General features: G+C 53.1%; 18 protein-coding genes. 1 reads left to right on the forward strand and 17 read right to left on the reverse strand.

Annotation, left to right across the window (positions count from 1 at the left end; genetic code table 11):
* Positions 1-217 precede the first annotated feature (217 nt).
* The 6 genes from RY831_RS03965 to merT all read right to left on the reverse strand — a co-directional run bounded on the left by RY831_RS03965 (position 218) and on the right by merT (position 5068).
* Entirely contained in the window at positions 218-721 is a 504-nt protein-coding gene (locus tag RY831_RS03965; RefSeq protein ID WP_326505037.1) for a protein-disulfide reductase DsbD N-terminal domain-containing protein, read from the reverse strand.
* 58 nt (positions 722-779) lie between these two features.
* A complete protein-coding gene (locus RY831_RS03970) occupies positions 780-2126 on the reverse strand; it encodes a dihydrolipoyl dehydrogenase family protein (RefSeq protein WP_326505038.1) in 1347 nt (448 codons plus the stop codon).
* 132 nt (positions 2127-2258) lie between these two features.
* Positions 2259-2507: a hypothetical protein gene (locus tag RY831_RS03975; protein WP_326505039.1), complete on the reverse strand. Its 249-nt coding sequence runs from the start codon at positions 2505-2507 to the stop codon at positions 2259-2261.
* Between the two features lie 126 nt (positions 2508-2633).
* Positions 2634-4268, reverse strand: a complete 1635-nt coding sequence (gene merA, locus RY831_RS03980; protein ID WP_326505040.1) for a mercury(II) reductase — start codon at positions 4266-4268, stop codon at positions 2634-2636.
* 1 nt (position 4269) lies between these two features.
* Positions 4270-4677, reverse strand: coding sequence for a mercury resistance system periplasmic binding protein MerP (gene merP, locus RY831_RS03985; RefSeq protein WP_437126210.1), 408 nt, complete (start codon positions 4675-4677; stop codon positions 4270-4272).
* A gap of 34 nt (positions 4678-4711) precedes the next feature.
* A complete protein-coding gene (merT, locus tag RY831_RS03990) occupies positions 4712-5068 on the reverse strand; it encodes a mercuric ion transporter MerT (protein WP_326505041.1) in 357 nt (118 codons plus the stop codon).
* Between the two features lie 88 nt (positions 5069-5156).
* On the opposite strand from merT, the gene merR reads away from it, so the two are divergent.
* Positions 5157-5603, forward strand: coding sequence for a mercury resistance transcriptional regulator MerR (gene merR / locus RY831_RS03995; RefSeq protein ID WP_326505042.1), 447 nt, complete (start codon positions 5157-5159; stop codon positions 5601-5603).
* A gap of 357 nt (positions 5604-5960) precedes the next feature.
* Here merR and RY831_RS04000 read toward each other — a convergent pair whose 3' ends face one another.
* From RY831_RS04000 to RY831_RS04050, 11 genes are all read right to left on the reverse strand, one after another.
* The gene (locus tag RY831_RS04000; protein ID WP_326505043.1) at positions 5961-6350 is read right to left on the reverse strand and encodes a TetR/AcrR family transcriptional regulator; all 390 of its coding nucleotides are present in this window, start codon (positions 6348-6350) and stop codon (positions 5961-5963) included.
* Entirely contained in the window at positions 6350-8404 is a 2055-nt protein-coding gene (locus RY831_RS04005; protein ID WP_326505044.1) for a hypothetical protein, read from the reverse strand. The genes RY831_RS04000 and RY831_RS04005 overlap by 1 nt, the downstream gene beginning before the upstream one ends.
* Before the next feature lie 5 nt (positions 8405-8409).
* A complete protein-coding gene (locus RY831_RS04010) occupies positions 8410-11133 on the reverse strand; it encodes a hypothetical protein (RefSeq protein ID WP_326505045.1) in 2724 nt (907 codons plus the stop codon).
* Entirely contained in the window at positions 11130-12575 is a 1446-nt protein-coding gene (locus tag RY831_RS04015; protein WP_326505046.1) for a tyrosine-type recombinase/integrase, read from the reverse strand. Before RY831_RS04015 ends, RY831_RS04010 begins: the two co-directional genes overlap by 4 nt.
* A gap of 555 nt (positions 12576-13130) precedes the next feature.
* Positions 13131-13763 carry an adenine nucleotide alpha hydrolase family protein gene (locus RY831_RS04020; RefSeq protein ID WP_326505047.1) on the reverse strand — a complete coding sequence of 211 codons (633 nt, stop codon included), beginning with the start codon at positions 13761-13763 and terminating at the stop codon, positions 13131-13133.
* A 60-nt stretch (positions 13764-13823) separates the two neighbouring features.
* Positions 13824-14858 carry a recombination directionality factor gene (locus RY831_RS04025; protein WP_326505048.1) on the reverse strand — a complete coding sequence of 345 codons (1035 nt, stop codon included), beginning with the start codon at positions 14856-14858 and terminating at the stop codon, positions 13824-13826.
* A 148-nt stretch (positions 14859-15006) separates the two neighbouring features.
* On the reverse strand, positions 15007-15918 hold the full coding sequence (locus RY831_RS04030; RefSeq protein WP_326505049.1) for a DsbC family protein: 912 nt from the start codon (positions 15916-15918) through the stop codon (positions 15007-15009).
* A 283-nt stretch (positions 15919-16201) separates the two neighbouring features.
* Positions 16202-17017, reverse strand: coding sequence for a hypothetical protein (locus RY831_RS04035; RefSeq protein WP_326505050.1), 816 nt, complete (start codon positions 17015-17017; stop codon positions 16202-16204).
* A 473-nt stretch (positions 17018-17490) separates the two neighbouring features.
* Positions 17491-18308 (reverse strand): IS5 family transposase gene (locus RY831_RS04040; protein ID WP_326505051.1). Its coding sequence is split into 2 segments (ribosomal slippage): positions 17491-17960 and positions 17960-18308, totalling 819 coding nucleotides; the frame shifts between segments, so codons are not numbered across the junction.
* Between the two features lie 18 nt (positions 18309-18326).
* The gene (locus tag RY831_RS04045) at positions 18327-18890 is read right to left on the reverse strand and encodes a hypothetical protein (RefSeq protein WP_326505052.1); all 564 of its coding nucleotides are present in this window, start codon (positions 18888-18890) and stop codon (positions 18327-18329) included.
* 128 nt (positions 18891-19018) lie between these two features.
* Entirely contained in the window at positions 19019-19792 is a 774-nt protein-coding gene (locus RY831_RS04050; RefSeq protein WP_326505053.1) for a PRTRC system ThiF family protein, read from the reverse strand.
* Between the last annotated feature and the right edge of the window lie 22 nt (positions 19793-19814).

The following is a 19814-nucleotide window of genomic DNA, read 5'->3' on the forward strand; positions in this document are numbered from 1 at the left end:
AACAGAATCCGCGGAAGTAAACAGACTTATCTAGCCTTTATACGGGGGTGACGGCTCTGTTTGTTACCTCTACGAAGTAAATAATATGTTGTGGAATAGAGCATCAGGCAATGCCACAATTCATAAAGTACGTTTTCAATGTAAAAAATGCAGCGGGCTGACCACCTGGTCATCTTATTGATCAGATACCAAGTTTGTTAGATGACTCCTGCAGTTGTCATGGCAAGGCCAGCTGCACGGTCTTGTCGATGGGCGGATAACATACCCCCAGCTTTTCATGACAACCTTGGTAAGCCGCCACCAAGGTGAAATTTTTCGCCTGCCCCACACGATCTACCGTGATTTCAGCCTGGATCGGCTTCTTGTATGTCTCTGTCTTACCAAAGAACTGGTCGGTCTTGACCTCGCCAGTCGGCAGCTTGACTGCCTTGATCTTGACGCCACTGCTGTCTTTGACAGTGAAGCGAATCCGATCCTTGTACATATAATATCCGGCGGCCGGCGTCAGTTCAGCAAGCACGGTAGTTGGCCCCTTGACAGACACTTTCAGTTTGAATGCCTGGTCCGGCTCTAGCAGGTCGTCCTCCTTGGCACTGGCAAAAAGACCGGCGACTCCCTTTGATGCATTAGACGGCGTCGATTGCTGGGCGTGGCTAAACCATACAACGCTCAATGAGAACGAGCCTACGATCAAAGTGCCTACGATTTTTGTGGTACGCATAGTGCTTCCTAGCGATGAGTGAAACGCGCCGCTGACGCAGCGGCTTTAACGGACAGCCTTACAACATATAGCCAATATCGGACGCGCCACTTGGATACGCGAACATGGTGGTCTTGAGGTCATCCGTGGTCAAGCCATGCCGAATAGCCAGTGCAAAGATATTGATGACCTCATCGACGTGCGGCCCTACGAGATGCGCACCCACAATTTGGTCGGTCGATTCATCGACCAGCACTTTGAACGCATAGATTGGCTCCGCTTGTTGTCGCGCATTGAACCAAGTGGGTGTTTTCTGGCTTTGCATGCGGAACTTGAGCCCGTTTTCCCGCGCCTTGGCTTCCGTGAACCCTACCGATGCGATGGGGGGAATGGTAAACGCGACACTTGGTACACCCTTGTAATTCGGGGTCTTCTGGTTTCCATTCAGGATATTGGCCGCGACCACCTTCGCGTCATGGCTGGAAACGGGAGTGAGTGGCGGCCCCATGCCGGCCACATCACCGGCGGCATACACCGCAGGATTGGAGACGCTCTGCAAGTATTCATTGAGCTTCAATCGACCTTTTTCCGTGGCAATCCCTGCCACATCAAGATCCAGGGAATCCAAGTCCGGGGTCCGGCCGGCCGCGTGGATTACCAAGTCCGCTTCTATCATCGCTTGGCTTCCACCACTGGTCGAAAACACCTGATATCCGTTGGCGGTCATTTCGACCCTATCGACCAAGGTTTGGGTCCGCACATCAACGCCGAGAGCGTTAAATGAGTCCATTAGCCAGCCAACGAGGTCGGCATCAAACTCTTTGAGGATGCGCTCTCCGCGCTGCAAAATCGTCACTTGGGCGCCCGCTCGTGCAGCGATATGTGAAAACTCGGCCGCAATATAACCACCACCCACCATGACGATACGACGCGGCAGGGTTTCCAATGCAAGAAACCCTTCATTGTCGATCAAATACTGCTCTCCTGGAATATTCAACTTCATGGGCTCTGCCCCGGATGCCAGCAGGATATGCCTGGCTTCGAGGATCTGGTCCCCGACCTGCAGCGTATTTTTCCCGGTGAATCGCGCTTTCCCGTGATAGGTATTGATTCCCTTATCCACATACCGCTGTTCCATCTTCTGTGGCACGGGATCCGTAAACGTACGCTTGAAAGCCATTAGCTCTTGCCAATTGACCCCGACATCACCGGTAACGCCCTTACCCTGCATACGGCGCGCATGATCGAACGCTGCGACACCACCGATCAACATCTTTTTCGGGTCGCAGCCTCTCAATGCGCAAGTGCCGCCGAAGGGTCGAAAGTCGATGACAGCGACCTGCTTGCCGGCGGCGCGAACCCGCATGGCAGCGGTCATGGCGGCAGTTCCGGCACCGATTACTACAAGGTCATATTGTTTCGTCATAATATTTCTCCTGGTTTCATCCGTGCGGCGCTGGCCGCATTGTTTTTAACGCCCGTGTCGCCGAGTACAGAGAGCGTTGATTTCCCGTCCTAGGAAGGGATGAGATCTGGCCGCGATAAGCTGCACCGACATCTATCTTTGCTTGATGCTGGCCTGATTTCCTTCATTGCGTGGGCATGTAGCACACCCATGCTTGGCGTACCAGATGAACCCCACAATGCCGAGCGCCATCAGTACTACGCCGGCGACCGGCCACATCGGCGATACAACCTGGAAGGACACACCAGTCAGCAATAAGAGTGGCAGTCCGCAACACAAAAGGTGTAGTCCTGCGAAGAGAATAAAGCCCCACGGCCGATCCTTTTTCTGTTGCTGATCCATTACAAGACTCCTTGTTTCAGTTCTTCGTTCATAGACTTCTCCGAATGGGATCGCTCTCTCGGCAACCCTTTAGATGCTCCCTGTGAAACTAATAACGGCGGTATAGGGTTTTCATGAGGCGGCCTGTTATCCAGCGCAGCAAGACAGCTGTTTGACGTCCTTGAAAAACGTTTGCGCGCACAGTTTCAAGCCTTCGACCATAGTCAGGTAAGGAAATAACTGGTCGCCCAGTTCCTGAACGGTCATGCCGTTGCGAATGGCCAATGCGGCTGTCTGAATCATTTCGCCCGCTTCCGCCGCCAGGATTTGTGCGCCGATCAGGCGCCCAGTTTTCTTGTCTGCAACTAGCTTGACGAATCCAGTCGTGTCGAAGTTAGCCAGGGCGCGGGGCACGTTGTCCAGCGATAGCGTACGGCTGTCCACGTCTAGCAACTGGGCCTTTGCTTGAGCTTCCGTGAGCCCGACGGTAGCGACTTGTGGATCGGTGAACACGACCTCTGGCATCGCAGACAGGTCGAGCGTGGCATCCTCTCCGACCATATTGCGCGCGGCACGGGTCCCGGCCGCCGCAGCGACATACACATATTGCGGCTGATTGGTGCAGTCTCCTGCCGCGTAAATATGCGGTACCGAGGTGCGCATATGGGCGTCAATAACGACTGCCCCGGTCGTGTCCATGGCCACGCCTGCGGCCTGAAGGTTCAACGCGGCTGTGTTGGGTTGTCGTCCGGTCGCTACCAGTAGCTGGTCGGCGCTGAGCAATTCGCTGCCGACATCTACGTGAAAGCGGCTGCCGTCGTAGCGCACGTTATCTACACGCGTGTGCGTCAGAATGCGCATGCCTTCGGCTTCAAGCGCAGCTTGTAGTCCTGCACCAATAGCGGGGTCTTCCTTGGAAAGAACGGTGGAGCGGGCGATCACGGTGACCTCAGAGCCCAGACGCAGAAATGCCTGGGCCAGTTCCATGGCAACGACCGATGCACCATAGACCAACAAGTGTTTAGGTAACTGTTCAGCAATCAGCGCCGTGGTGGACGTCCAATACGGGGTGCCTGCCAGACCGGATGTAGCAGGAATGCTGGCCGAGCGTCCAGTGGCAATCAAGATCCGGTCTGCGGCAAGTTGCTTGACTGTCCCATTGACCTGCGTGACTTCAAGAGTGTGGGCATCGATAAACCGGGCTTGACCACGCAACAGGTTAATACTCGGATTAGTCTCCAGAATCGCTTCATATTTGTCATGACGCAGTTCTTCGACACGGCGTTGCTGCTGCGTCACCAGAGCTGCTCGGTCGATCTGAGGCCTGTTCGCCTGCACGCCTGGAAATGGGTGATGCGCCTGCTGGTGGGCGATGTGCGCGGCGCGAATCATGATTTTCGATGGCACACAGCCGACATTGACGCAGGTACCGCCAATGGTGCCTGCTTCAATAATGGTAACCGTCGCGCCTTCTTCTGCTACGCGCAGTGCGGCTGCAAATGCCGCTGAGCCGCTGCCGATGATGACGACCTTCAGTGCCGCGCCCTTGCCGGTCTTGAGGCCAGGCGTTTTGCTATCTAGTTGCGCACCGTAGCCTTTGGCGCGGATCGCTTCAATGACAGTCTCGGCTTGAATGCCCGCCTCAACAGCAACGCTCGCATGGCGCGCCGGGTAGGACACGATTGCGTTGCGAATGCCGTCTACTTTCCCCAGCGCGGACTGCAGGGACGATGCGCAATGGTCGCATGTCATTCCGGTAATGCGAAAATCGAGTGTTTCCATGTTACTTGCTTGCCTTTACCGTAGCGGGATAACCAGCGTTCGCCGATGCCAGACTGAGTTTTTCAACGGATACCTTGCTGTCATCAAAGGTCACCACCGCTTCGCGTTTTTCGAAACTGGCCTTGACTTGCTGTACGCCGTCGACCTTCATCAGTGCCTTTTTGACCGTGATCGGGCAAGATGCGCACGTCATGCCTGGCACATCCAGAGTTGCCGTCTGCACGCCAGCAAAAGCGCCAGACGATAGGGCGAGCGCGGCGAACAGAGCGATGGAATGGATCGATTTCAAAATAATTTCTCCTATTGGGTGAGAGTAATGGGGCAGCAACCAATGCGCGGCATGAACAGCAGCAGCAAGAGCATTGCTGAGTACAAGAACGAACCTGCGGCCAGCGTGCCAAAAATCCATTTAAAAACGTGGCTTTTGTTCACGCTGTTACTCCCTAGTAAAAAAATGTCACGAGATACGGATAGGCCAATGCAATCAATACCAATGCCGACACGCCCCAAAAAAGGAGCCGGTATCTTGTGTTGGTCTGCGGCAGCGCGCAGGCTGAGCCTGGGCTGCACGCCTCGGCGGCAGGAGCTTGGTAAATCTTGCGATAGGCGAGCGCCATACAGAGCAGGGCTAGCCCAATAAATACCGGTCGAAATGGCTCTAGCAACGTGAGATTTGCTATCCAGGCACCGCCGACGCCAAGACTGACCAACACCAGAGGTCCAAGGCAGCAGGCCGATGCGGCGATCGCGGCCAGCGCTCCGCTAATCAATGTGGTTTTAGTAAGCTTATCGGTTTCCATATCGTCCAAAATTTAGGTTGGTGACGATACTATAGGGGCCGTACCATAGTACGGAGTCAAACCATTTTTGAAGATTCTTGGGTGAGATATGGATACGAAAATTACGATCGGGAAAGTGGCTGCGGCGGCTGATGTGAATGTTGAAACCATCCGGTTCTATCAACGACGGGGCTTAATTGCAGAACCACCGAAAATGCTAGGCGGCTTTCGGTACTACGACGCGGGCACGATTGAACGCGTCCGTTTTATCAAGCGCGCCCAGACGTTAGGTTTTTCCTTGGAGGAAGTGCATGGGTTACTCGCACTGCAACAGACGAATGCTTGCAAGCAAACGCATGACGCAGCGGTGCTGAAGCTTCAATTGGTTGAGGAAAGAATTAAAGACTTGAGCCGTATTCGGAAAACACTAAAAAAGCTAGTGCAACAATGCGAAACGGGTCCTAACACCGTGTCTTGTCCCATTATCGAATCACTAAGCCACAGTTTGGACGTCGGGTCGGCAGCGACCGACAGAGACAGTTCTGCTGCCAAATGACCCTTGACCGTACTAGCGATCGGTCCACTTTGGATTCCATACTAGATATTTAGATCGTTGGGAGCACAGATAATGCAGCGCCGATGACAGTCCAGAAAACGGTAGTTTTGTGGACATAAATATCGTACGGTGTTTGCTATTTGGAAAGCGTAAAGTTATCTTCGGGTCGAGTTCCGGTGTTCAATTGAATGGCAACATCAGTCTTAAGCTGACTGTGCAATGGCGTATCCTCATCGGCTACACTCGGAAGTTCCCGCAAGTTCAAGGCGCGATGAAATCTGGCACCGATTGGCAGGTCAGATCTGGTTTCCTACACATTATAAGACGGGCGCTAAAGCCAAAACGCTTCTTTCGCGTTTACCTTTTGCTGAGGCGTTCTGCCATTTTATTGCGCTCATCTAGCAATTGATCGTACATGGAATACACCTGCTGGATGTGAACAAGCAAATGCCGGAAGCTTTCTTCGACTTGTCCGTTATTTTTTGACTTAATCCGTTCCTGCAAAGCCTTATTCTTGGCAAACAGTCTAGTGATGACTTCCTCGTCATTCGTCGCTTTCTGGTGCACTTTCTGGCGCACCTTCAACGCCTTGATGCGCTCCTTGAGATCCGGATAACGGTTATAGATCAGTGAATGTGAAACGCCCGTCCGAGCGGCAACGGCACTAATGCTGACGTTCTCACCGGCTGCAATCATCTGCTCCAAGGCCTGAACGATCTTCGCTCGTGTATCCAATGCTTCATTCATTACATGTTCCTCTCGTTACCTTTATTTGCCGACAGTAAGCGACCAATGATCTTATTGGCCGCAAACAAGTTGTCCTCTAAAGACTGCCTAAAGACGTTGAATCGCTGCTGCTCGTCGTTCTCCATGCCGCCAATGCGCGCCAACTTTGCCTCACAGTTAGCCTTGATAGCGTTCCAGTATGGCAAGTGCTTCCGCGTGGCGAAATAGGTGTCGCAATATAAACAATGCGAAGGATCTGCCGCATTCTTTACCTTACATGAAGGCCCTTTCGTGCAGTATCCATGCGGAAGCCCTCGTATAGACTCGCTGTGCCGCGTCGTGAAGGCCATGACGTCCTTGACCTCATGGAAGTGCGGCTGGTGTTCCGAGCCATACACGCCTTCATCTGTGCCACCGTTCAGGGCCTGGATCATCCGCGCCAAACGTTCGCCACCTCCACCTGCAACAATCCCCGCAGCCGCAGACTGCACAATGTCGTTGATGGACCGCTCATTCACAAAAGTCTCGAACTGCTCGATAACCGTCCGCAACTCGTTCAAGGACTTGAACCCGCGCTCGGTATATACCAATGTCATGGCTCGATGCAAGTGCTTGAACTGGTATTTGATGTCGTCCAAGTCGCCGAGACGGTTAGCAATGATGAACCACGCAAAGGTATGCCTGAACTGGTGCGCAGTCAAATTGAACAGGTCGCCGAGGACATACGGCTTTCCTCTCACACCGCTGTTGGCAGCGACCGAGTGATAATTGCACTCCATCTGCTTCAGTTGGCATAGGTCATCTTCGGACACCGCTACTTTGTATAGCCCCAGGTCGAGCGATTTCAAACCATCTCCGCCCTTCGAGTACCGCATAAAATTGGAGGTGCCTACGGTTAAGCGCAGTCCGAATAACCATTGATCGGCAAGACCATAGTCCAGATCACTGCGTTCTTCCAGAGTGAGACTGTCACTGTAATGCTGTTTAAACAGGCGGGCACGCTCATAGTAGAGCGCATTCACCTTGGACAGTAGAGATACTGCCTTGTACGCCACGTCGTTAGCAACCCAGTCAAGGGAGACGGCATTATCGTCTGTTTTATACAGCAGGCTACGCACATAATATACCGCTTCGCCATTCTCTATCCGGCATCCTGCACTTCCGGTTTTCAACGCCCCCGCTTCACCGTCCCGCATACCGGTGAAAGCGAGTACCAACGCATATGTGTGCCGCGGAAGATCACGAAAATGACGGTAAAGCAGCGCCTTCAATATATAGAATGCATCTCTTTCGGTTGAATAGACGGCATACTTTGGATTGCTGCATGTTCCAGCCATAATGGCGCGATGAGTTTGCCGGAATACGGCTGCAAATTCATCAAACTTTGACTCGGCCTGCTCCAAATAGGCCGTCGCCTCGACAATCAACTGCTTCATTATTCCTGTTGGGATGATCGCGTGCCGTAGGCGGTTCTCAGCCTCATGCTTATCAATTTCCGTCAGCGTGATTTCATCCAACAGATCGGTGAAATCGGGGTGCGTGACAAGACCGTAATGGGCAAGGTGTTTCAGCGCATCACGGGCAGTCTTATAGCCTGTTGTCGCTTCACGAGCGTTCAGACCGCCATCGGCTTCGCCATCAGTGATAAAGCCGAGCAAAAGGTTCCGCAACTTAAGTGTAGGAATTTCTGAAATGTTACGAAAAGTCCCAAGACCGTGCCGGCGGCAGTAGGTACCGAACCTGCTTAATGTGCGAACTCGTTGCGACACAGACTGCCACTTGTACGGTTCGCCACCCTCTTGAAGCCCGGAGTGAAAGAGTAAAAGCATCACTGCCTTCAACTCATAGTCATATCGTGCGCTTCCGGTGTCGATAACTACCCCTTTTCGCATACCCTGCGGTCGGAAATCTCTGCCGCCGAACGAATACACCGCATTCGATGATCGCTGGTCGCTGTACGCCCAAATGACCATTTCCTTAAGGCCATCAATTTCACGCGTAGATAGGTCGTTTATAGTGATTTTCCCATCCACTTTAGCGACAGCGTCGATTACATAAGCGAGGTCAGTTCTCATGATGTTCAAGACTTGCCACTGGTATGCAAGGGTGCATCAACGAGGGCATATGACCAGTCCGGATGCATACCGTTCTTGGCGAGCAATGCCTCTCCCTTCTTAACTACGCCGGGCATGAGCGCGTCCAGCCGTCCAAGCATCTCGGTAATTCGCGCCTTAAGAATGTCAATGTGCGTCTGCTGATCGTCGGTTGCGTCACCCTCCAAGGCAGTTGATTCCATTGAAAGGAGGACGTAGTCGCGGTAACTCAGCAGCTTCCAGACATGCTCAGCATCTGCCACCAATCGAAAAAACTTACACCAAATGCAACTCAGAAAATCAGCACAGAACGTGGTGGCAATGCCACGCTCCGCATGGAGCTGTTTGTGCTCCACGCCATACCGCTTGGCTTCGGCATCATTGCCAACAGAGGCGCATTCGCCGGTTGGCGTGTGTTGAAGCAGCAAGGTCTGGTCGGTCACAATAACGATTTCAGGTGCAATTTCTTTCCTGGTGAAGTATTTGCCCATGATGTCGACTGCTTTGCCGAGAGTGTACCTTGACTGATTTTCATCAATGCGTAGATAGCTTGCCTCGAAAGTCTTGAAATCATGCTTGGCAGCAGACTCGTAGTCGTACAAGTCTTTCTGGACCTGGCGGTACAGGTGGTTGACCCCACCCTTCCGGATCTTCTTTGAATCGAAGGTAAGAGAGCATCCCCTCTTGGCAAGCATCTCAGTTACCGCCTTGGTCGCGGCCATCGAGAGGCGTTGAACCGCACCTCTTCTCTCGATAAGAAATATATAGCTCTTATAGGGGTGCCCATCGGGAAGCGAAGCGCGCAGACCAGCAGTCAGTTCGTCTTGCACATGCATTAGGTCGACGACTGCGCTGCGCATGGCAATTACATTCGTCTCTGGAGCTTCAAATGTGTAGGCATCACTCTGGTAGCTAGCCCGTGCCTTGCGAAGAACTACTGCTACCGTTCCATTAGGATTCAGAGGGGTTGAAGTACGTATGATGTCACCACTCTCTATGCCAAGAGTCGGCGTAAGGTTCCATCCAGTCTTGAGGAGAATCCGCGCCAGTATAAGTGCAATCCGATGCTCTCCCACGACAGCTTCGCCTGCAAGGAGCGACTCAATGTGATAGGCCAGCTCTCGGCACTGCTCAGCGCTGTAGAAATCGTCAGTATTGAGTCGCTTGAGGTGCTTTTCCGTACGGCTGACAGTAATCGGGTAGGCATCGATAATCCCAAAACCAAACTGATCTAGAAACCATACAACACTGGTTTTGTACGTGTAGGCTGTGCGTGTGGTTACAACACCGGTCCGCGCCGCGCTTTGCAGCAAGGAAAAGATCGTTTTCTGCAGTTTGCCACCGGGCAGATTAAAGGCATTCATCCCCATTAATCGCAGGTCGTGAGAGGAATTGTATTCAATTTCTTCCCGAAACAGAACCATCACAGCTTTCAACTGGATATAGTGGTGGTACACCGTCACCATGTTGAATGGTTTTCCTGCCAAGCTGGCTTTCACCTCAGCTAAGAGGCGGACGAGATCGTCGTAAAGCGCGAGAGAAATGTCATGAATCAAGCCATAGTCGCAAAATGTCGGACGCGCGGAGTATTCGTTCTCGAAGGCCAGTTGAAAGGGCAGCATCTCCTTCAAATTACGCTTCGCGTGAGGAAACAGTGCATCAATCACCTCTTTAATGGGGGTGACCATTCTGAGGTCAACGTCTGGCGACTGGACTGCCAACAAAAGAAGCTGCGATCCATTTTCTGTAAAGGCAATGAACCCGCGTTGCTTGATGTCCTGCTGAGATACGGCCGGAAGGAGTGCTAGGATGCGCGGCAGATCGCGCTGAATTTTTGTCAGCAAGTCGCGCACGGTCGTAGGCAAAAGCTCAGTCGGCTTTCGCTTGTTTATTTCGGTCGCAAATCGCTCAATGTCCAGGAAGATGTGCTCTGAAAGCATCCATAACTCGGTGAGATCAGCTGCATGCCCCAATACTTCGACTGTCTTGCGTTTCCACCGACCAGGATCATGCAGGGACAAAAGACTCACCAATGAGCTTACCTGTTGCCATGTCCGGTGCTGTTCCGCCATTTCCAGCAATCTGGGATGAGTAGAAAAGGCATCAAAGCCTTCTGTGGCAAGCCAGTTTCTCGCGTGAGGATCGTCGATAATCAAGGAAAGTTGGGAATACGTTTGGTGTTTGAGCCACATACCCGACGTTTCCACATTGCCAACCTCGTCATACGTTTGAATAAGCCGTTTGTAGTCCAGCAGGAATTCCGGCGAAACACGATATAGTTCCGAAATGTCGCTGTGGCCGCTGCGCAGAAGCAGCCGGCACGGCGGACTCGCATCGGGGGTATGCCTATGAAAGGAAATTAGCTTGTGCAATGTGCTAATAGTCTGTCCGCGACGCGTTTTGCGCTCGATGCTCCGATGAATCGTTCCGATCATCTGCGCCCACGCATGTTCGTTGTCAAACGCATCAAGACCGTTCTCACATACGGAATCCTTCAGCGCCAAAGGAAGATTGCGTACAACGTCTCCAATTACTGGCATCAGATTCGACAATGCTGTTCGTACTGTCGCCGGCGACCACTTCCAACGTGACGGGTTCTCCATATAGAGTCCGACTCCAGAGGCGATATCTCGTGCAAGCTTTAACGAGATGTTCTTCGCATTCGTAAGGCGAATGGCGTCACCATTCGGATCCGGCCTGACAGCAATCATGCCGCCTCCGCAGCAGCTTTTGCCTCTTCTTCTAGCGCCGGCCGTAAGCCTGTGAAAACCCGATCTACCCAGTCCTGCATTTGCTTTTCAAAGGTAATCGTCCCAGCGAAATTGATGTATTTCTGGGTCGTGGAAAAATTGGCGTGCCCCATCAGAGCCATAAGCTTGTACTGAATAAAACCGAGCGGTAGTCGTTTTTCAAGCATGAACTTTGCCAAGTTCGTGGCATAAGTCGCTCGAAGGTCGTGGAACGAGCGGTCGAATTGAATGCCTGCTTCTGAGTATTCTTGGGACACGAATGATGTGGTATTGGTTATGGATCCGCCGTTGATAGGACGTCCGGAGCGATTCAGAAAGAGAGGCCGCCCGCTAGACGAACCTTCGCGCAAGTCCCATTTCGCTGCGCGACGCAAGCGAATCGGTGAGTTCTTGTACTGCCAAAGTGACTCCATCAAGAAGCGTGGAACAAGGACCTTCCGCTCCTTGTTGAACTTACCTAGGATCCTAAACTCGAAAACAAATCTAGTTGACAGCGACGGGCAGGTTATGGCGTCTTCCCTCAGCGAGACGACCTCGTCGGCTCTCAAACCACAGGACAGGGCCAGTTCTCCCCAAAGTTTACGGGTATCGAGGCGCATATAGTCGCTGCCGAAATAGCGGCGCAATTCTTCTGCATTGAACGGTGTGAGAGAGTCTCCAAACGCCTCCAGCTTCGACCTGTATTTCTTTGGAATTGTGAGATCCGAGGTCTGTATCACCAGGCCGCGCTCGTCCATGAGTGCGCTGAATAGCAAATCGTATTCGCCGTCCTTGCGTCGTTTCTTGATGGCGAGACGCTTGTACTGAAAAGGGATCCTATCGATCCGCTTCGTTTTCAGAGCCCATTCGTAAAACTGGCGTACATGGCTAAGATAGAGATTGCCCGTGTCTCTGGATAGGTCGCCAGCCGTAATCCGTTCAATGAGATGTGCGCGGTAACGGTAAGGTGGCAGCCACGCTTTTGCCTTATCGCTGTCTGTCACTGCGTAGACCTCACGCCAGTCAATATTGGACTCAGCCAGCCATGCCAGATAGCCGCACAACGAGTTGGCGATGCTTTTTAAAGTCTTAACCGTTACTCCGCCAAGGGGATTTCGATGCCCCCCTGTTCTCGGCCGAAGGAACTTTCCACGGTAGCGATGTTCTAGGAACAGATTCATCTCCAGTCCGTCTACAACTCTCGAAGGACAGAAAAGAAGAGGGAACCCCTCAACTACATGATCTCGGTGAAAACATATCTTCCTAATCGAGTTTTCAGTACCGTCGTCCGGCAACGTCACTATACCGTCAAAATATGGAAGATCGCCAAGATTGATCGATACGTGGAGAACTTGAACCGTAGCAGCCTCCGCGTTCACCGGCTCGGCGTCGACCGGTTCTTCGACGGGCGCAGCGGCATTCATTGTGCACATCCATTCTGGACGCCCTCCGCTGCCTCCATACACACCTTCACGTCTCGCCTGTAATACGCACCGAGGTAGTCAAGCACCGAAGTAAGCATCACTCGTCGCCGAAGTTCGATCTGCTCAGTTAGCAATGGCCCCATGCATTCCACTCCCTTTATTTAACAGAGTGCCCCTGTATGCATACGAAGTGTAACACTATTAATAGAAATTTAAGATGCCACTATGCGCGTTCACGAGGCGAAAAGAAACCGACTCTTCCATAGGATGTAGCCGGTTATGCAGGCAAAGTTTGCGCAATGGCGAAGAACGAAAATCACTACTAAACGGCACTAGTAGTGTGAGTTAAAAATTTGTTGATCAAATGGTGGACGAGAATCATGCCGATACTGCGTCAAAAACGCGCGCAAGGCCCCGGCCTTGCCGTGCTTTCTTCCTTGTCTCGACATGATTTCGCCACATCTGCTTTCAACAAGTTTTTAACTCACACCACTAGTGCGGTTTTTAGACTTCTCAAGTTCGCGTAACAAATTATGGTCAAATTGAGTGATGCGCTTAGCGCGTAAATTCTATAGATGGCCTTATGTAGCGCACACCTGTCACGCTGACTACATATTGTCCCGAACGGACATCGTTGGTGCCGAGAACAGCCTTGCGCAGCTTCGAGAGCGGACGTGACTTCCAATCAACGGTGCAATCCCGCTTGGTTTCCGGGGTGCTTGGAAGCGAACCCTGCCCAATGATGCTGACGGCGAACTGCGAGATCAGATTCGGCCGCGCCACATGGACAGTGCCTGGGAGCTTATGGCGACTGATCCATGCCCTCAGCTTGGCCAACTCGCCCTTGGTGACGGCATGAACACGCGGATTCTCGACCAAAGTATCTGCATTGAGCACAGCGAACGGCTTGATCTTCTCGCCGGCGGCCGCCAATTCAGCGGCGGCGGCCATGGCCAGCCCGAGGACCGCGCTTGAGTCTTTGCCGCCTGAGTAGGAAAAAGAGGTTGGGAAGTTCACCATCAGCCATTTCAGAACGGCCTTGACCTTCGCGATCCGCTCGCCCTCTGTCTTTTCAGGAAGCTCAGCGATCGTGTCCGGAACCGCCTTCAGCCGGCGCGGGATGAACTTTCCTTCGGACGCTACGTCCTCAGTCAAACCGAACATCTCGAACAGATTGGCTTGATTCACGATATTCTCCTAACTAAGAGAGTAGAGACTGCGGCGCGGCGGCGATGCCGCACCGGGTTGTTATGCCGACAAGGCAAAGCCTTGCTGCTGGATAGCGACCGTGGCGGCCGGTTGAACTGCACCTGCGACCTGCGTGGTGGTGGCGCTGGTGGCACTGCGGACGCTGTCCAAGCCGCGCAGACCCGTGCTCTTGAGGTTGTCTTCTGCACGGGCGGCGAGATCCTCATCCGACAGCCACTCGTCGATGTCTTCTACTTGCTCGGCAAAGTCGCCGTTGAGCAATCCGGCTGCGAGCGCCTGTTCCAAGCCTTCCTGACTCAGACCCGACTGGGCGCGCTCCTTCTGGAATGTTCTTGCCGCCTCGATGGCTTGCGTCATCGTCATGCCCGGACGGAAGACGAGGTCTGCGAAGTAGATCGGCTGGCGAAAGCTCATGGTGGTGGTTTTCACCTTGAGCTGGAGCATCACCGGCAGGCCAGCAAGGCGGCCACCGGTGAGACCGTGCAACATGGCCAGGCGTGCGGAAATCGCTGTCAGTGAGTTCCAGGATGTCGACCGCAGAATGAAGGTGCCGAGCTCGTCGTCCTGTCCGTCGATCTGCACGTAGAAGCGCGACATGTTCTTGCAGCGGTTACGCCGGCCGAATTCACAGGCCTCCGGCCGGGGGCATGCCATCGTGGCGATCCCTTCGCTGGTCGCACGTCTAGCGGTTTCGCCGTCGCTGGTGCACATGACGCGGCCGGTTTTGGAATCGAAGGCGGAGTAGCTGGAGTGCAGATTCAACGCCGGGTTGTTGTAGGCGATCTTGACCGGAATTGAGTTCAGCGTTTGCTGTGCTGTCTGGTTCGCTGCTGCCGCTTGTGCCGCTGCGGCGCGCGCTCTGCTCTGGGGCGCTGGAGGCTGCAGGACGTCGTTGATCGGATGCTTCTCCCAGCTGCGGTCGTCCTTCTGCACAAGGGTCGTGATAGTGAAGTGGTCATCCTTCTGAGGAACGCATTTGCCGCCGGCACGAACTTCAGTGTGGCCCATCATGATACGACCAATAACGGGTTGAACGATGGTGATGCCCTTGATTGCGCTTACGCTTGTGCTCATCTTTTTCTCCCTCAATTAAACTGTTAATAGTGTTATTTTGAAGAAGCAGGGCAGGCGTTTCTGAAAAAGTTTGGGGCGTAAAAAAGCCCGCGTCAGCGGGCCTTTCTTTACCTCGACTACTTTTTCTAGGAGCGGAGTCGCTGTCAGATTATTTCGACGCTTGAGCTAGGCGCTGCTCAATCTCACCCGCACTGATGGCACCAGGTACACGTTCACCATTCGCAAAGATAAGCGTTGGAGTGCCGGTGATCGCATATTTTCGGCCAAGCTCCTGTACTTTCTGAACCGGAGTTGCGCAGTCGGATTTCGACGTCGGCATTTTCCCTTGCGCCATCATGCTATTCCATGCCTTCGCGCGATCCTTCGAGCACCACACCTGGTTGGACTTCTCGGCCGAGTCAGGAGACAGGATCGCGTACATAAAGGTGTAAATCGTGACGTCCTTGAGCTGAGCGAGATCCTGCGCCACTTTCTTGCAATAGCCACAGTTTGGGTCCTCAAAGGTCACCAGCGTCCGGGAACCGTTGCCGCGTACTGTCTTGACTGCCAGGTCGAGCGGAAGATCGGAGATCTTCACCGCAGTCAGGACTCTCATGCGCTCGGCCGTCAGATTGCGCATGGTCTTGGGATCGAGCATCGGTCCTGCAAAGACAACCGATACCTTTTCGTCCGTATAGAGAATCTGGCCGCTGGCATAAATCTCGTACATGCCGAGATAGTCGGTCTTGGTGACGCGCTCAACCGTTGTCCGCATCTGGGTCTCGAATGCCAGTTTGACGAAAGCCTCGTCGGCATGTGCCGGCGACAGGAGAGCGCTGGCCAAGCCGACCGTGGCGAGAAGGGTGGAGAGAAGTTTCATGGGGAATATCCTTTCAACGAGTATCCACGCGATGATTGCATGTCCGTTGGCAGGAAGGTTGCCGAGAAGCGTCCAAAAAAGGCAGCTTTGCGCCGCTTCCACTGTGAAAATGTGCTTTTGTGTAGCCGCATTCAGGTGGACGGCCATCCACATATCTATGTAGCCACCTATTTGCAGGGCAATGTCGCCGCGTGTTCGCATGACGTATTACTCGATTAAGCTCAAATTTTTGGCTCCGTTCACGCGCTCACCCATGCTAAAGACTAAAGTTGTCTTCGACGGTAATGCCGCTTATGGCGTTGTAGAGGACATTGAAGCAACCCAAGCATTCGGTAACTCTCGGCCAAAGGCGGACTACTCACAGTGATGTAAAAAAGGCGACCATCAGGCCGCCTTCCTCTTTAGCACTTCTGACGTCAGAGCGACCACTTCGCCCTAACCGATGCAGTGTGATTCAGATTATCCGAACGACCTTTGGCATCTGTTAGCCCTCCTGGACCAATCGCCCTTTGAGCCAAGGATTCGCTGCGACTTTTGAATTGTGATACTTTCTGAGCCATTCAAACTTCGTAAGCACGGATTTAAGTTTCTTGCACTCATCGCCGTTGTCGCTCGCATTATTTATTCGTGTGCTCAATTCATCGAGCTTTCTCTCAATCTGTTCAGCATGTCTTTGCACTAGAAGTTGAACATTTTGTAGATGAGCTGCATGCCGCTTTGGTTGAACCATCGCGGATATTTTGATCATTGGTATGCTTTTGTCGACGGTAGCAATCGCGTAACCCAAATGGTCAATGAAAAGTCGACCATCGGTGTCGTCCTTCTGTAATATTCCTTTACCTTCGTACATTTTCTTACCCAGAAAATCTATTTTTTCAAGTAAGCCTGTATCTTTCTCTACAGATGGATGGATAAGAATACGTGGGTATTTTGCAAGGGAGCTTTCTGCCTCATAGGCCTCGATGAGCCCTTCGCCAACAGCAATACTTTCCTTGATGTAGCAATACTTGTTCGATACGCCACCGCGCAAAAATAGGCCTTTTTCAGCAAAGCAGTGAAATATAAATGTTTGCAGTCGCATTGAAATGATGAAGAGAGCATTTGCGGAATGCATCAAACGTTTGTCAAAATTGTCCAGCTCTACTGCCTCCTTGGGCTTGTAGGTGATTATTAAAGAGTCTGATACAAAGCAGTGGCTGATGTCGTAGAACTCGTATAGATTAAATTCATTATTGTTTTTATACTGTTCTACGATATGAGGGGCATTCGTAAAATCAAGGATTTTTCGATTGTCATTCATGAACTCCATAAACTCTTGTGCACTCGCGTCAGAATCAATACTGCCATTAAGTTCTCTGTACCCGAGCATGTCGATAAAGAGCGTCCATTGTACGAGTTGCATTGTGATCTAAAGTGGTGAGATTGAACTTACTATAGGTTATTTGGTTCCAATCGAGCAACCTATCGCTACTCAAAAGTCCCTGCCCGAAGGCATATTTTAGCTGCCCGCTCTGTGTCGATTCGCGAAGTGAATAATCGCTAGACCGATGTCTGCTTACCAGTGATTCCCAGACATAGCGCCTGCTCATCTCACTTCCCGCTTCGATGACAACGACCAGCTACGAAGGGGGTCGGCATGGAGAATAATCCAAAAAAGTAGTGGGCTACTACGCATGCGCCTGGGCGACTACTTTAATGTGATTACACATTTTGTCGGTCCCGATCGAGTGTCGGGGTATTTAGGGCTTCGGCATCAGCCCTTTAGAGACGGTTTCAAAAAGACGGCTCCATGCTTCTGAAGATGTTCCAGCAGACCAGTGCACAGCCGAGTTTAAGGAAGGCTTCATGAATATCGGCGCGGCGTTCGAAGCGAATACGAAGACGACGGAAGTTATGCAGCCACGCATGAGTTCGTTCAACCACCCAGCGGAATTTTCCCAAGCCACTGCCATGTTCGGTGCGGCGTCTGGCAATGATGGGACGGATGCCTCGGTGGCGCAGGCATCGTCGATGTGCGTCGGAATCATAGCCACGATCGGCGTATATGACACGCGGCTTGTGCTGCGGCCGGCCACGCACGCCGCGAATCGGGGTGATTGTGTCGATCAGCGGCAGAAGTTGGGTGACGTCGTTGCAGTTGGCGCCAGTCAGGATTGCGTTGAGGGGTACACCGTTGGCATCGACGAGGATGTGATGCTTGGAACCGGGTCGCGCACGATCGGTGGGGTTCGGACCTGTTTTTCGCCCGCCCCAATCGCGCGCACAGACGACGAATCGACGGCGGCCCGTGAGAAATCGAGTTGTCCTGCCTCGCGCAACTTGGCTAGCAGTAGCGCGTGCAGCTGGTTCCACACGTCGGCGTCTTGCCAGTCGCGCAAGCGCCTCCAGCAAGTCACGCCGGAACCGAATCCCAATTCGATGGGCAGGTCGCGCCAGCGGATGCCAGTCTTGAAGACGAACAGGATGCCATTGAGCGCTGCCCGGTTCGATACCGGTAGACGCCCAGGGTATTTTTTGCGCCGCGGTTTGGGCGCTGGCAACAAAGGTTCGATCAATGTCCACAAGTCGTCATCAATGATTGCCGCGCACATCCCCTTGGTCCCGGTTATTCAGATGGCCAAGGTTAACAGCTTGTCGCAAAAGTTAACAGCCCCCTTGGAGTCTTTTTGAAACCGTCTCTTAGCGACGCCGCGCGCATGAGCGCCCACCAGCCACTGCAGCATCGCCGCTCCGCCGGCCACTTCCTGGATGACCTCAGGAAGGAATCGCTCCACGACAGACTTGAGGGCTGCCTTAGTGGTTTTATCCGCAAGCATGCCGAACATCAGTTCAGCCACGATCTGCTTTGCCCATGTCGGCATAGTACGGACGCCATAGAGCCAGTCGTTGAAGACGGCCGCGTGTTCCATGAAGTATGTGGTCTGGGCGTCCTGCTGCTGTCCGCTAAGTGCCTCGACGATCATTTGCCGGAATGCGCGCCGGGAGATGTCGTGCTCCTGTTCACAAAGGACAATGAACTTGGCGGCCGCCGATTCCGCATTCTGAACGGTCGTAGCGGACGCTGGACGACCACGCCGAGCTGCCTCACCGGAGCCAAGCGCCTTCAGGCGCGTCGTGCTGTTGCGCGCAAAACCCAGATCAAGGAAATACATTGTGTTTTTGTTGCCAGACATTCTCATCGCCTTTCATTGCCGGTCTCTAGTGCTCCGGCGTCCTGCACGATACTGCAAAACCGCGCGGTTATCTATCCTTGGGACTGGCGTCCATCGTGGACATCTTTTCGACCACCCCTGCGGCGGTGTTACGCCGCTTCTGCGGACTCGGTGCTGTATCCGAACCTTGCCCACGTCGCCGGATCGACCTTCAGGCGCGTCACGCTGGCGTTCTCGGTATTGATAAATACCCCATGCCATGACAGCCGCCCTTTGGTTAGCAAGCGGAATAGCAGTTCCAAACCCCATGTGGCCACTTGTTGATTGAGAAACAGCCCTTGTTTTGCAATGGAAGCCCTAACCGAGCAAGTCGGTGTCTCCGTGTCCTCGACACCTTCGATCAGCTCCGGCAACAGGTCGGTGGGCAGCGGAAGGGGTACTTTGCTTCTGGAGGCTCCATAGCCGCCTAATCCCAGAATAGCCTGTCCGTCGCCACTACGGTTGCCCATGTCAAGCCAATAGCAATGATGCGACGCCCTGACCGCTGCATTGATGGCAATGCGGGAGCTTTTGGTATCAACGCAACCAATGATGATCTGCGCATCGGACAGATATTCGCCAGTGAATCGTTCAGGGATCGCTTCCCACGCCAAACCGAAGGCGGTATTGAGGCGGTACACCATCACCTCGGCCTTATTCAGTCCTACATCGGGTTGGAAAAAAAGCTGGCGACCCACATTATGTGGCTCGACCGTATCGTCATCCCACACATGGACGTTGAGGCCAGCGGGATGTCCAAGTGACAGCATCGTTACATGCAATCGCGCCAGTCCGGCCAGAATCTGCGATCCGGTGCCGCCGCAGCCGACAACGTGGACGGAAATTGCGCGGTCGAGGTAGGAGGATGGGAGGTGGTGTTCCATGTTGGCCTTTCGCGGGTGTTGG

This window comes from Noviherbaspirillum album (assembly GCF_035916955.1).
GTDB classification, from domain to species: domain Bacteria; phylum Pseudomonadota; class Gammaproteobacteria; order Burkholderiales; family Burkholderiaceae_D; genus Noviherbaspirillum; species Noviherbaspirillum album.